The organism is Pseudomonas sp. IT-P258, assembly GCF_949767825.1.
Classification (GTDB): Bacteria; Pseudomonadota; Gammaproteobacteria; order Pseudomonadales; family Pseudomonadaceae; genus Aquipseudomonas; species Aquipseudomonas monachiensis.
On the sequence record NZ_CATKPU010000056.1, the window covers coordinates 1 to 660 of the forward strand.

At 58.9% G+C, this 660-nt stretch carries 1 protein-coding gene; it reads right to left on the reverse strand.

Annotation, left to right across the window (positions count from 1 at the left end; genetic code table 11):
• A partial coding sequence (locus ACM6G4_RS20640) for an OprD family outer membrane porin (protein ID WP_414914500.1) occupies positions 1-660 on the reverse strand: 660 nt, incomplete at both ends.

A 660-nucleotide genomic window follows, 5' to 3' on the forward strand; every position in this document is an offset into this window, starting at 1 on the left:
GCTGATCGGATAGCTGATGAAAATCCGGTTCTCATCGAATTCGTTGGTGCTGAAGCTCTTGCGAATCGTTGCGTTACGCCATTTCAAGTTGAGGTTTTTCAACGCACCACTCTGCACGGTGTAGGCCAGCTCCGATTCGCGGCCCCATTCCTCGCCGTCGGTAATTTTCCCGGTGTGCACGTTGTCACCGCTGATGTAGCGGTTCATCAGGGTCAGGCCGGGGACGCCGAGCGCTGCGAAGTTGTAGTCGTGGCGCACCTGCCAGGATTTCTCCCGGGCGTTGTCATAGCTGGAGTTGTAGCTGTCGTTGGCCAGGGTGCCGCCGCTGGTGCCGTTGACCCGCATCCAGACGTCATCGCCGGTGAGTTTTTGCAGGCCGACGTAGAAAGTGTTGCCGCCATATTTGGCCGAGAGCAGGGCGAACGCGGTCTTGTTGTCGAGGTCACCGGCCAGCGCGCTGCCGTCCTCCTTGCCGATGAAGTAGCCGAGGTTGGCGCCCAGGGTCCAGTCGCCCAGGGGCTGGCTGTGGGTCAGGTTGAAGTATTGCTGCTGGTAAATGTCACTGAGTTCCGAGTACCAGACACCGACCTGCGTGCGCTTTTCATTGAACGCATATTCACCGCCGCCGAAGTTGAAACGGTCCGAGGTGAACGCCGCTTT